A 12,735-nucleotide genomic window follows, 5' to 3' on the forward strand; every position below is an offset into this window, starting at 1 on the left:
TATCCCTCAACACAGGAGTTTCATTGACCTCAAAGACCGACGGTGTCTACGACCGTACCCCACTGATTGCCGGGAACTGGAAGATGCACATGGATCACTTCCAAGCCGTTTCGTTGGTGCAAAAACTGTCGTGGACGCTGACCGATCACGATCACGACTTTGACAACGTCCAAGTCGCGGTGTTCCCACCGTTCACCGACCTGCGCAGTGTCCAAACGCTCATCTTGGCAGATAAACTCGAGCTGACTTATGGTGCCCAGGATCTGTCGCAGTTCGACTCAGGAGCTTACACCGGCGATATTTCCGGGGATTTTCTGAAAAAACTTGGGTGCACCTATGTACTCGTTGGCCACTCTGAGCGGCGCAACATTCATCAGGAATCCGACGACGTCGTGGCGGCGAAACTCCAGGCGGCCTTGCGACATGACCTGGCCCCGATACTGTGTGTCGGTGAGGGCCTGGATATTCGACAGGCCGGAGAACACGTGAGCTTCACGCTGCAACAACTTCGTGCGGCGCTTCAGGGTATTGACGCCTCTGTAGTAGCCAATCTGGTTCTGGCATATGAACCGGTATGGGCCATTGGGACTGGAGAAGTCGCTGGTCCAGCAGATGCTCAAGAGATGGCAGCTGCCATCCGCCAAGAGCTTGCCGAGCTCTACGACATTGACACAGCCCAAGCAATCCGTGTGCTGTATGGTGGGTCTGTCAAAGCGGATAACGTCGCTGCCATCATGCGGGAACGTGACATCGATGGTGTCTTGGTCGGCGGAGCAAGCCTAGACGCTGAGGAATTTGCTAATATTGTCAGGTTCGAACACCACCTGGTTACCGATTAGTCGTTGAAGAATGGATTTAGCCGTTGAATTTTGAACTTGTGCTCCAGATCATCTTGGTGGTCGTGTCAGTCGCGCTGGTTTTTGCCATCTTGCTGCACAAGGGCCGTGGTGGCGGCATGTCCGACATGTTCGGTGGGGGTGTCACCAGTGGATTGAGCTCCTCAGGTGTCGCCGAGCGCAACCTCAACCGTTTGACTGTAACGCTAGCCGTGGTATGGGGCGGTATCATTATTGCCCTTGGGATCATGTCCCGATTCTCGGGTGATTTTTAGCTCAGACAGAGCATTTACGACGCTCGATTCGGGGTGGCAGAGGGAAACCTTGCCACCCCTTTTTGCTACCTAGATCACGATTGAAGCATGCTCCTAAGGTTTTACTAAGACGATTCACAGTGCATTAAAAGGTCCGCATTTCATGCCGAAGCACCCATCCCTGACATGGACGAACAATAAGTTCAGACGAGCCGTGTTACCGCGGCCACACCGTCTTAGGCTAGTTTCTCGGTATCTCGGTTTGATAACAAATCGAGAAGTTGTAGGGTGGCAAACTCAGGTCATTTCAGCACCGTTGGTATCGCCCAAATAGTTACCACATTGAACATGGCGACCAACTATGGCCTGCACACGAACTCCCTATCGCAGTCTTGCGAAGGAAAGGATTGACCAAAACGTGAAAAACGAACTTCGTCATCGTATGCAGAAACCATCGCGCGGTAAATTTGCCGCCAAATCGCTGGCAGCAGCTGCCGCGCTCTCGCTACCGCTCCTCGGTTTTGCCGCTCCCGCCAACGCAGATAATGGCGGTACCTGGGATCAGCTAGCCGAATGTGAATCAGGCGGTAACTGGAATATCGACACCGGAAACGGCTACCGCGGTGGCCTCCAGTTCAGCCAGTCGACCTGGGAAGCATATGGTGGCTCAGGCAACCCTGCAAATGCTAGCCGCGACCAGCAGATCGCTGTAGCCGAAAACGTTCTTGACGGTCAGGGGTGGGGTGCATGGCCAGCTTGCTCTGCCGAGCTTGGATTGTCAGGCAATGCCCAGCCGTCCGGTGGTTCTGGCGAACAGACCCAGCAACAGCAGACCGCTGAGCAGCCACAGCAGCAACCTCAGCAGCAGGCACCTGTCGAAGAACAAGCTCAGTCACAGCCTGTACAGCCGCAGGCACAGGCTGCCCCTCAGCAGCAGGCTGCACCAACCGGACAGACCTACACTGTGACCGCAGGGGATACGCTGTCAAAGATTGCCCAGGCTCATAATGTATCCGGTGGTTGGCAGGCGATTTATGAAGCCAATGCCGCCACGATTGCTGACCCGGTACTCATCTACCCAGGCCAGCAAATCCTCATTCCATAGAGTGAGGTAAAACGTAGAACGGCCGGGCCGGGTGCTCTTTGATGAGCACCCGGCCCGGCCGTTGTTTAGTTCGGTCTATTTGTGACTGTCGAGTTGTTGCTGGATATCGTGAAGTAATTGATTCCAAGCATCGACGAACTTTTCCAGGCCTTCTAATTCGAGTTTCTCTACGACCTGGTTGTAATCCACCCCGGCACGAGCCAGTGCATCAAGCTGCTCGTCATCCATGTCGTAGTATTCCGGAATGCGGCTACCGGTGATGTCACCGTGATCGGCCACAGCATTCAGAGTGTCTTCTGGCAGCGTGTTGACCGTATGCGGCGCAACCAGCCCGTTGACATAGCGAACGTCAGAATATTCCGGATTCTTCGTGCCGGTGGAAGCCCACAGGGGGCGCTGAAGACGAGCGCCCGCAGATGCTAGCAGCTGCCATCGTTCGGTCTCCTGGGTCTGCTCAAAGATCCGGTAGGCCAATCGAGCATTTGAGATGCCGGCACGCCCTCGCAGTTGCAGAATCTGGTTGTCAGGCAATCCGGCAGCCTCTAATTGATTGTCCACCTCGGTATCCACACGAGATACGAAGAAGCTTGCCACCGAGTAGATTTTTGCAAGATCATGACCATTGGCGCGGGCTGCTTCCAATCCGGCGAGCCAGGCGTTAATGACTTCACGGTATCGGGTCAGCGAGAAGATCAGGGTGACATTAACACTGATCCCTTCAGCCAAAACTCGAGTGATCGCTGGCAGTCCCTCGGTGGTCGCCGGAATTTTGATCATGACATTTTCGCGATCCACCTTCTGGTGGAGTTCGATGGCCTGAGCCACCGTCTCCTCGGTGTTTCGCGCTAATCGAGGATCAACTTCGATCGACACACGGCCATCGTAGCCGTCGGTTGCCGTATAGACATCTGCCAGCACATCGCACGCTGCACGGACATCGTCGGTGGTAATTTCCACGACAGCTGTGGTTGCATCTGCGCCGGAAGCCGCGAGCTCGGTGAGCTGCTTGGTGTACGCCTCACCCGTTGTCAGCGCTTTGGCAAAGATCGCTGGGTTCGTGGTCACCCCGGTGATGGTTTTCGTGTCGATGAGATTTTGTAGGTCTCCGGAGTTGATGCGGTCACGGGAAAGGTCGTCCAGCCACAGTGATACACCGGCGTCGTTGAGGGCTTTGGTGTACTGATTTTGAGTCACAAAGAGTCCTTAAGCGTTGTAGAGGCTGTTGACTTTGTCCACGAGAGCTTCGGCGGTGATGCCAAATTCTCTAAAGAGGGTCTGGTAGTCGGCGGAGGCCCCGAAGTGCTCCAAAGACACCGAGTGACCATGACCGCTGGTGTATTTTTGCCAGCCTTGTTCGACGCCGGCCTCGATAGAGACACGTAGCACGTCGACGGGCAACACTTCATTGCGGTATGCCTCGTCTTGGGCGTCGAACCATTCCAGACATGGCGCCGAAACTACCCGGGTGGCAATACCCGCAGCCTGGAGTGTTTCACGAGCTGCCACAGCCAATTGAACTTCCGAACCGGTACCGATGAGTACGACTTCGGGAGTCGTTTCCTGGTTGTCTGTACTGGCTTCGACCATAATATATGCACCGCGTGCGACTCCCTCGGCCGACCGGAAAGCATCCTGGCTGCGGTCAAAGACTGGTAGGCCTTGACGCGACAGAATCAGCCCGGACGGGCGCTCACGCTGGGACAAGATCGTCTTCCAAGCGATGGAGACCTCGTTTGCGTCTGCGGGACGAACCACATCGAGGTTCGGGATGGCACGCAGGGCAGCTAGGTGCTCGACTGGCTGGTGTGTTGGACCGTCTTCACCTAAACCGATCGAGTCGTGGGTCCAAACATAAATCGACGGAGCGCCCATGAGTGCCGCTAAGCGAACGGCTGGGCGCATATAGTCCGAGAAAATCAGGAACGTACCTGCATAGCCGCGAGTGAGACCGCCCAGGGAAATGCCATTGACGATCGCCCCCGAAGCATGCTCGCGAATACCAAAGTGCAGGGTCCGGCCGTACGGGTGACCCGACCAGCTGGTCGTCTGGCGATCAACCGGTAGGAAGGATGGTTCACCGGCCATCGTGGTGTTGTTGGACCCGGCAAGGTCAGCGGAGCCGCCCCACAGTTCCGGCATCACATCTGCTAGCGCGGAGAGCACTTTGCCGGATGCGGCGCGAGTCGCCATCGAGCCCTCGGAAGCGTCAAACGTTGGGAATGCCTCATCGAAGCCTTGCGGCAGTTCACGGGCAACCAAACGATCGTAGAGTTTGGCGGCATCCGGGTTGTTGTCTCGCCAGCTCTGGTAGGCCGCTTCCCAGGTTTTGCGATACTCCGCAGAGCGCTGGCACACGGTTCTGGCGTGTTGAAGGAGCTCGTCTTCTATGAAGAAGTGTTCATCTGCGCTAAAGCTCAGAACCTCCTTGAGACCACCAAGTTCTTCGGCACCGAGCTTGGCTCCGTGGATCCCACCGGTGTTCTGTTTCTTCGGTGAGGGCCACCCGATGATCGTGCGCAGTGAAATCAGCGACGGCTTATCGGTTTCTTTTTTGGCATTGATAATCGCCTCATAGAGCGCTTTGGTGTCTTCGACATAGTCCCCGGTCTGCAACCAGTCGATGCGTTGCACGTGCCAACCGTAGGCCTCGTAGCGCTGTTCAACATTTTCGGTAAATGAGATATCCGTATCGTCTTCGATGGAAATTTTGTTGTCATCCCAGATGACAATCAAGTTGCCGAGCTCCTGGGTTCCCGCAAGCGAGGACGCTTCAGCGGTTACACCTTCCTGGAGATCGCCGTCGGACGCAATAACGTAGATGTGATGATCGAAAGGTGAGGTGCCCGGTGCGGCCTCAGGATCAAGCAGGCCACGGACGCGGCGCTGGTCGTAAGCAAAACCTACGGCTGAGGCCAACCCCTGACCTAATGGGCCGGTGGTAATTTCTACATGGTCGGTATCACCGTATTCTGGGTGGCCAGGTGTCTTTGATCCCCAGGTGCGCAACGCCTGCAGGTCTTCGATTTCCAAGCCAGCACCGGCAGCGAATAATTGCAGGTACAGCGTCAGCGAGGTGTGACCAGGGGAGAGGATGAAGCGGTCGCGGCCTTCCCAATGTGCATCACTGGGATCAAAATGCATGATGTTCTGAAACAGTTGCCAGGCAACCGGTGATAAGGAAAACGCGGTGCCCGGGTGGCCCGACCCAACCTTCTCCACCGCATCAGCGGCAAGCACCCGTAACGTGTCAACCACACGTCGGTCTTGATCGGAGTAGACATACTCTCGGGCGGGAAGCTGGCGGTTGAGGGTAGTCGTCGAGACGGACGGATTTGTTGCGGAGGAGACCACGAAATGCCTTCCTGAAAGGTAGCGATAGTTTGAGCCAATTCGGTGCTGCTAAAGCAAAAACACCCTCTAAGCTTACCGGGCAAAAGGCGCCGACAGCCATGATTTGCGCGCGAGGCGTTATACAACAGCTACACTAGATAGAGGCACCGACATGTCACGGTAGCCAAAGATTTCCTTACTTGTTACTTAGAGCACGAGAGTATTGATGTCAACATCGCTAGAGTCCGCAACCAAACAGAGCACATCGCTCACTGCTGCTTCGGAGCCGACTCGAGAAAAGATCGGGTTTCGACGCAAGGCCAAGGCGTATCTGGCACTCACCAAACCCCGGGTCATCGAATTATTGTTGGTCACCACGTTGCCGACCATGATTTTCGCTCACCGCGGTTGGCCTGATCTGTGGACTGTCTTGGCGACCATGGTCGGTGGTGCCCTAGCTGCCGGTGCATCGGGCTCGTTCAACTGCTATATCGACCGTGACATTGATCAACACATGAAGCGGACCAAGAACCGTCCGCTGGTCACCGGTGAAGTTACCCCGCGTGAAACCCTCGTGTTTTCTTGGGTACTAACAGTCGCTGCGATTGCGATCCTGGCCGTGGGGACCAACTGGTTGGCCACCGCCTTTGGTATCGCTGCGATCTTCTTCTACGTCGTCGTATACTCGCTGATCCTGAAACGCCGCACTGAGCAGAACATCATCTGGGGCGGACTGGCTGGCGCATTTCCGGTCTTGATCGCCTGGGCGGCCGTCCGCGGCACGGTTGAATGGCCCGCCGTCGTGTTGTTTGTGGTCATCTTCTTGTGGACGCCACCGCACTACTGGCCGCTGAGCCTCAAATATAAAGAGGACTACCAAGAAGTCGATGTACCCATGCTGGGTGCCATTGCTACCTCGCGCCGAGTATCTTCTCAGGTCGTGTTGTACACCTGGGCGACCGTGATCTTTTCCCTGCTGTTGGTGCCGATGGGTTGGGCGGGCATTGTCTACAGTGCAACCGCTGCAGTAACTGGCGGTTGGTTCATCTACGAAGCCCACAAACTTTACCGTGACTCCCAGCGCCCAGACTTCACGGACAAGAAGGCCATGCGGGTCTTCCACCTGTCCATTACCTATCTGACGCTGATCTTCGTCGCGCTTGCTGTAGACCCCTTCGTCGGCGCACCGCTCATGGGAGACATGGTCACCGCACCATAAACTATGCAACTACCAAAACCACGCACCATACTGCTCACGATTTTCACCGCAACCACCCTGGCACTGACCGGTTGCGTTGCAGACCCTGACGTCGCTGATGTCCTGCCGGATCAGGGTTCAGTCCCGACCCACGTAGCAGAAGTCACGTTCCCGGATACACAGGTTGCACAGACCTCTGAGTGGGTCGTTGAACAGATCAACGGCGTTCGAGCGATCAATAAGCAAGACTGGTATTCTCGGGTGTCGCCCGAACTGACCGAGGAGATCCCCGTCGATTCGCTCGTGGGGACGCTGAACTCCCAGTTACGGCCTTCGTTGCCGTTTGTGCCGTCCGACTACGAAGAACCTGAACCCAATTATGGGATCACTCGGCTAACACCGGATCTCACCGCACAACCGGTTGATCTCCATGTCAAAGTCGATGACACCGGGCTGATCAATGCGCTATGGTATGAAACCGTGGAATCCGACGCCACTAGCGCACCAGATACCACCGAGGAAACTACCGACGACGGCGAAGACGTCCCGTCTGATGGCCTAGGTCAGTAGCACCAAATACACTTCCCTCAGCATGAAAGCATCTGCTGCTGGCACTACAGCGCAGATGCTTTCGGCATTTCTGCAGACTCTACGTCGCGCGGCTAATATCGCTTCACCGTTGAGTGGTGGTTTTAAATACTGCTGCCAACGTCGAGGGCGACGCTGGCAGCATTGGAGAACTATCGATATGGTGTCGAAGCTAAAACTAGGCTGAGGCCAGTTGGTCGCCTGAATCTTCAACCATAAGCTCGGAGCGCGTTGGTCGTGTCGCATACTTTGCAGTAAATACATCCAAGACCAGCGTCATAGCCCAGGTCACGAACCCGGTGCCGATCATATGCAAACCGACCACGAGAATCGGCAGCCCGTTGAAGTGCTGGTAGAAACCAACCAGCGCCTGAAAGACAATGACTGCAATGAGCGCCCAGACCGCCCGACGCTGACGCAGCGAAGTATCCATCCGGTACATCACAACCGCCACGATGATCGCCAAAGTGATCATGAGGTAGACCGGTGCCGCATGCATACGGCTCACCAGTAACTGGTCGAAGTCATGTCGGGGTGCAGTAGGGTCGCCACCGTGTGGACCAGAACCAGTCACCACCGTGCCGACAATCAACACGACCCAGCCTGCCGCATAGATCATGACGGCGGCGACGCGGGTCAGCGGCGTCGATTGACCATCCTGTAGTCGTACCGGATGCCCCTGGGTTAGTCGAGCGCGACGCTCAGCACCGATGCGGTGGGCCAACAGCGTCGCGATGGACACCATTAACGCCGAGACGATGAAGTGCAGGCTCACTACCCACGGATTCAGGCCGGTCCAGACGGTAATTCCACCGATGACGGCTTGTGCAGGAATGACCAGCAAGAGCACGATCGACATGTTGAACAGTGATCGGTGGGTTTTGCGGACTCGCAAAAGCGCCAGAATCATGAGTACGGCGATGGCGGCTAGGACAAAGGTCAGCAACCGGTTGCCGAATTCAATGGCTCCGTGCATCCCCATCTCAGGGGTTGTCACATACGAATCCGGGGTGCATCGGGGCCATTCGGAACAGCCCAGGCCCGAGGCGGTCAACCGGACCGCACCACCGGTAACAATAATGCCGGCCTGGGAGATAACTGAGGCTACGCCCAAAATCATCGTCCACAAAGTAAACGTGCGAGGCATGAGCACATCAGCCCACTTGCGGGCCGTGTGGTTGCCTGAAGTAGTCATGAAAAGATTTCCTCAATGTTCGTGTTGAGCGTGTGCGCACACGCGATGGTGACACATGGACTAACGCCACTTAAACCAGCGTATAGTGCCGAGGCTGAGTACAACGGTCCAGACGGCCAGAATGACACAGGATACGGCGTCGAAATTGCCCTCTACGAGTGCAGCACGCAGCCCATTGCCTAGCGCTGCCGAGGGCAGATAGTTGATAAACACGCTGCCGGCGAATTCAGCTATCGGGAAGACGACACCACCAAGGGCACCTAAAATTACCCACGAGATATTCGTAATGGCCAAGGTCGCCTCGGCGCGAACAGTTCCGGCGATCAATAGACCTAGAGCAGTGAACGCCAGTGCTCCCAGAGCGACGAACAGCAGCGCAAACCCCAGTCCAGAAACTGCTGGAGACCAGCCCAATAGCAGGGCTACACCGCCAATAACAACTAGTTGAGTGACTTGTACCATCAGTACGGCTACGGCTTTGCCCAAGAGGAGACCCACTGGGCCCAGGGGAGTGGTCGCCAAGTACTGCAGTACACCGTAACGCCGATCGAATCCGGTAGCGATTCCTTGTCCGGTCAATCCGGAGGACAGCACCGATAACGCCAGAATCCCCGGAGTAGCAATATCGATAGTTGACGGCCCGCCAGGCGAATCAAATAAATCAGTAAAGTACAGGCCCGCCAAGGCCAGTAACGGCAAAATGATCGAAACTAAAAGCTGCTCGCCATTCGTGACCGTCACCCGGGTTTCATAGCGCCCTTGAGCCAATACTTTCGACACTAGGGAAGCTGAATGTGGCTTATTTACGGGCGCCAGATCAAGCGTGGTCATGTGCCGTCAACTCCCAAAATACGTCTTCAAGTGATTTACTGTTCAACCCCATATCCATCGGCATGACGTTGTGTTTGAGCATCCAGGCGGTCAATGCATGAAGGTCTGCTGGTGTTTCAATGCCGGCCACACACCACACCAGCGAGTCCGAGACCAATTCATCACGGCTCAGTTTTAGATGCGAGGGAAAATCTTGTTGTTGCTCGGTGGTGAGCTCTTCACGAACCCGGAAGGTAAATGGTGGCCGCAACCCCGTTGAGGTGAGTTCTTCTACAGAACCTGCGGCCTCAACGCGACCGTCACGGATCAGCACTACGTGGTCGGCCAGACGCTGAGCATCTTCCAATAGGTGCGTAGTCAGAATGATGCATACCCCCACAGCCTTCAGCTCTTCGATGAGTTCGAAAACGATCTGGCGTGACACCGGATCCAAGCCAGCTGAAGGTTCGTCAAGAAACACCACACGCGGACGGCCTACCAGAGCGGCAGCCATTCCAAGACGCTGTCGCTGCCCACCCGACAGCCGCCTGATTGGCCGGTCTCTAAAATCCTGAATGTCGAGGCGGTCCATCAAGGCTTCGATGTCAGCAGGATGCTGATAGAGACGTTGCAAATGTTGCAGTAAGCGTTCCCCGGTGACTGCCATGGGCAAGCCGCCATCCTGCAGCATTACCCCGACTTGACTACGAAGGCCGGCTCCGGCGCGATATGGGTCAACACCCAGCAGGCGAACCGTGCCGGAACTCGCTTTATCGATGCCCTGGGCAATAGACAGCGTGGTCGTTTTCCCGGCACCATTAGGCCCTAGCAGCGCAGTCACTTCACCCGCTTGGGCCTCGAAACTTATGCCCTTAAGAATATGGAAGCGCCCGTTGCGGGTCGGCACATCGCGATGAACGTTGGTTAATGACAGCATGAACGAGAAATCACAACACTTGAGCAGAATCAAGAATAAATACGGCCTTAGTTTAGCCCCATATGCTGACAACCCTCGCTCTGAGCCTTGGCTCAGAGCAGAACATTGTCGTCCGTGAGCAGGAACATATGGGGTTGACTAGCCAAACGGGCGAAGTTGTCTATAATTAGGGCATACCATGTTTACTAAATTCGCTGAAACCCCTTCGGACAAATCCACTTCTGGTAGCGGCTCCGCCAAAACAACCCGCCAGAAGGTCATGCACGCCGTCCTTTCACAAGGGCCGGTTAGCGCTGCCACGATTGGCAAGAATCTTAATCTCACGGCCGCAGCTGTGCGCCGTCACCTGGATGCGCTCGAGGAAGAAGGCCTCGTCGAAGTCAAAGTGGTCTCTGGCTCCCAGCGTGGGGCTGGACGTCCTTCACGTCGATATGTCGTGACCCAACGCGGTCAGGTCCAACTCGGCGATGACTATCTGGGAGTTGCCAAGGATGCGATGATAGCGCTTCGCGAGCTGGGCGGGCAAGACGCTCTTCGTGGTTTCGCACGAAACTATTTCAGCAAAGTCGAACAGCGGTTTCACGAAGAGATCGGTGAGGATTCCACACTTAACGATCGCATTCAAACATTGACACGCGTGCTAGCTGAGCTTGGCTTTGCAGCGACAACACGTCGTGCGGGACGAACCGCGAAGGTCACCACCCTACGCGCCGCCCAAATCTGCCAGGGGCATTGTCCTATCCAAGAGCTCGCCGGAGAGTTCCCGCTGTTCTGCGAGGAAGAAACTGATCTATTTGCGCGTTTACTAGAAGTAGACGTCCGACGACTCGCGACAATGCCCACAGGTGGCCATGTGTGCAACACCCACGTACCATTGGGTCGGGCAGCGCATGCGTCTCTTCGAGCAGCAACGAGTGCCAGATAACTTTAGTGGACTATTACATAACCAAATCACCGAGAGTCGCTTTCGACTTTCGTTTGATGAGCACCAATCACGACCCGTTTAAAAGAGGTTGATAATGACGGATCAAATCAGTCAAGAAACCGCCGATCCCGGTGTGATCCAAGATGTTTTGGATGCAAACCCAGAGCTGGAAGCTATCGGGCCCTACGAATTCGGCTGGCATGACCCGGATCCTGCTGGAGAACAAGCGGTACGCGGCCTCAATGAAGACGTCGTCCGCAACATCTCTGCGCTAAAAGACGAGCCAGAGTGGATGCTAAAAACACGTCTGAAGGGTCTGCGCTACTTTGATCGCAAACCAATGCCAACCTGGGGTGCAGACCTCTCCGGTATTGATTTCGATCGGATCAAATATTTCGTGCGCTCAACCGAGCGCCAGGCAACCCGCTGGGAAGATCTACCAGAAGATATTCTGGAAACCTACGAACGCCTCGGTATCCCAGAAGCCGAACGTGAGCGTCTCGTTGCCGGGGTTGCAGCCCAGTACGAATCTGAGGTTGTCTACCACCAGATCAACGACGAACTCGAGCGCCAGGGTGTTGTCTTCCTAGACACCGATACCGGTCTCAAGGAACACGAAGACGTTTTCAAAGAATACTTCGGCTCCGTGATTCCAGTTGGTGACAACAAGTTTTCCGCTCTGAACACCGCTGTGTGGTCGGGCGGCTCGTATGTGTACGTACCAAAGGGTGTTCACGTTGAGATTCCATTGCAGGCCTACTTCCGGATTAACACCGAGAACATGGGTCAGTTCGAACGCACGCTGATCATCGCCGACGAAGGTTCCTATGTTCACTACGTCGAAGGCTGTACCGCACCGATCTACAAGACCGACTCGCTACACTCGGCTGTTGTAGAGATCATCGTCAAGAAGAATGCTCGCGTTCGTTACACGACCATTCAGAACTGGTCCAACAACGTCTACAACCTGGTCACCAAGCGTGCAGTCGTTGAAGAAGGCGGCACCATGGAATGGGTCGATGGCAACATCGGCTCCAAGGTCACCATGAAATACCCAGCCGTTTACCTAACCGGTGAACACGCAGCTGGAGAAACCTTGACCATGGCCTTTGCTGGCGCCGGCCAGTACCAGGACACCGGCTCCAAGATGGTTCACCTGGCGCCAAATACCAAGTCGAACATTATTTCCAAGTCGGTTGCCCGTGGTGGTGGACGCTCCGCCTACCGCGGTCTAGTCCAGATCGCCGAAGGCGCCAAGAACTCCGCAAACAACACCGAGTGTGACGCGTTGTTAGTCGATACCATTTCCCGTACCGACACGTACCCATACATCGACATCCGCGAAGATGATGTCACCCTGGGTCACGAAGCAACCGTTTCCAAGGTCTCCGAGATGCAGTTGTTCTATCTGATGAGCCGTGGTCTGTCAGAAGAAGAAGCCATGGCCATGATCGTCCGTGGTTTTGTGGAACCCATTTCGCGTCACCTGCCAATGGAATACGCACTCGAATTGAACAAACTTATTGAACTGCAAATGGAAGGATCGGTGGGCTAAGC

The 12,735-nt window shown here is 55.5% G+C and carries 12 protein-coding genes; 7 read left to right on the forward strand and 5 right to left on the reverse strand.

Annotated features, from left to right (window positions below):
- Nucleotides 1-23 precede the first annotated feature (23 nt).
- The 3 genes from tpiA to FB556_RS06355 all read left to right on the forward strand — a co-directional run bounded on the left by tpiA (nucleotide 24) and on the right by FB556_RS06355 (nucleotide 2,195).
- Nucleotides 24-839: a triose-phosphate isomerase gene (tpiA, locus tag FB556_RS06345; RefSeq protein ID WP_141865901.1), complete on the forward strand. Its 816-nt coding sequence runs from the start codon at nucleotides 24-26 to the stop codon at nucleotides 837-839.
- A 23-nt stretch (nucleotides 840-862) separates the two neighbouring features.
- Nucleotides 863-1,111 carry a preprotein translocase subunit SecG gene (secG, locus tag FB556_RS06350; RefSeq protein WP_141865903.1) on the forward strand — a complete coding sequence of 83 codons (249 nt, stop codon included), beginning with the start codon at nucleotides 863-865 and terminating at the stop codon, nucleotides 1,109-1,111.
- Between the two features lie 397 nt (nucleotides 1,112-1,508).
- A complete protein-coding gene (locus tag FB556_RS06355; RefSeq protein ID WP_246057243.1) occupies nucleotides 1,509-2,195 on the forward strand; it encodes a LysM peptidoglycan-binding domain-containing protein in 687 nt (228 codons plus the stop codon).
- Between the two features lie 75 nt (nucleotides 2,196-2,270).
- Here the strand turns inward: FB556_RS06355 and tal are convergent, their stop codons facing one another.
- Together tal and tkt are read right to left on the reverse strand one after the other, a co-directional pair.
- Entirely contained in the window at nucleotides 2,271-3,389 is a 1,119-nt protein-coding gene (tal, locus tag FB556_RS06360; protein WP_141865905.1) for a transaldolase, read from the reverse strand.
- Nucleotides 3,390-3,398: 9 nt separating this feature from the next.
- Complete coding sequence (tkt, locus tag FB556_RS06365; RefSeq protein ID WP_141865907.1) at nucleotides 3,399-5,546, reverse strand: transketolase; 2,148 nt, start codon at nucleotides 5,544-5,546, stop codon at nucleotides 3,399-3,401.
- A 205-nt stretch (nucleotides 5,547-5,751) separates the two neighbouring features.
- Here tkt and FB556_RS06370 point away from each other — a divergent pair, with 205 nt between their 5' ends.
- Nucleotides 5,752-6,744, forward strand: coding sequence for a heme o synthase (locus tag FB556_RS06370; protein WP_141865909.1), 993 nt, complete (start codon nucleotides 5,752-5,754; stop codon nucleotides 6,742-6,744).
- 3 nt (nucleotides 6,745-6,747) lie between these two features.
- Nucleotides 6,748-7,293, forward strand: coding sequence for a Cpe/LpqF family protein (locus FB556_RS06375; protein WP_141865911.1), 546 nt, complete (start codon nucleotides 6,748-6,750; stop codon nucleotides 7,291-7,293).
- A 196-nt stretch (nucleotides 7,294-7,489) separates the two neighbouring features.
- Here FB556_RS06375 and FB556_RS06380 read toward each other — a convergent pair whose 3' ends face one another.
- Genes FB556_RS06380 through FB556_RS06390 form a run of 3 tightly spaced genes read right to left on the reverse strand, consistent with a single transcriptional unit; the run spans nucleotide 7,490 to nucleotide 10,253 of the window.
- The gene (locus FB556_RS06380; RefSeq protein WP_141865913.1) at nucleotides 7,490-8,506 is read right to left on the reverse strand and encodes a COX15/CtaA family protein; all 1,017 of its coding nucleotides are present in this window, start codon (nucleotides 8,504-8,506) and stop codon (nucleotides 7,490-7,492) included.
- A 60-nt stretch (nucleotides 8,507-8,566) separates the two neighbouring features.
- On the reverse strand, nucleotides 8,567-9,337 hold the full coding sequence (locus FB556_RS06385) for an ABC transporter permease (RefSeq protein WP_141865915.1): 771 nt from the start codon (nucleotides 9,335-9,337) through the stop codon (nucleotides 8,567-8,569).
- Nucleotides 9,324-10,253, reverse strand: a complete 930-nt coding sequence (locus tag FB556_RS06390) for an ABC transporter ATP-binding protein (RefSeq protein ID WP_141865916.1) — start codon at nucleotides 10,251-10,253, stop codon at nucleotides 9,324-9,326. The genes FB556_RS06385 and FB556_RS06390 overlap by 14 nt, the downstream gene beginning before the upstream one ends.
- A 178-nt stretch (nucleotides 10,254-10,431) precedes the next feature.
- Between FB556_RS06390 and FB556_RS06395 the strand changes: the two genes are divergently transcribed.
- Both FB556_RS06395 and sufB read left to right on the forward strand, forming a co-directional pair.
- The gene (locus tag FB556_RS06395; RefSeq protein ID WP_141865918.1) at nucleotides 10,432-11,178 is read left to right on the forward strand and encodes a helix-turn-helix transcriptional regulator; all 747 of its coding nucleotides are present in this window, start codon (nucleotides 10,432-10,434) and stop codon (nucleotides 11,176-11,178) included.
- 94 nt (nucleotides 11,179-11,272) lie between these two features.
- Complete coding sequence (sufB, locus tag FB556_RS06400; RefSeq protein WP_141865920.1) at nucleotides 11,273-12,733, forward strand: Fe-S cluster assembly protein SufB; 1,461 nt, start codon at nucleotides 11,273-11,275, stop codon at nucleotides 12,731-12,733.
- Nucleotides 12,734-12,735: the final 2 nt, after the last annotated feature.

Source organism: Enteractinococcus coprophilus (assembly GCF_006716305.1).
GTDB classification, from domain to species: domain Bacteria; phylum Actinomycetota; class Actinomycetes; order Actinomycetales; family Micrococcaceae; genus Yaniella; species Yaniella coprophila.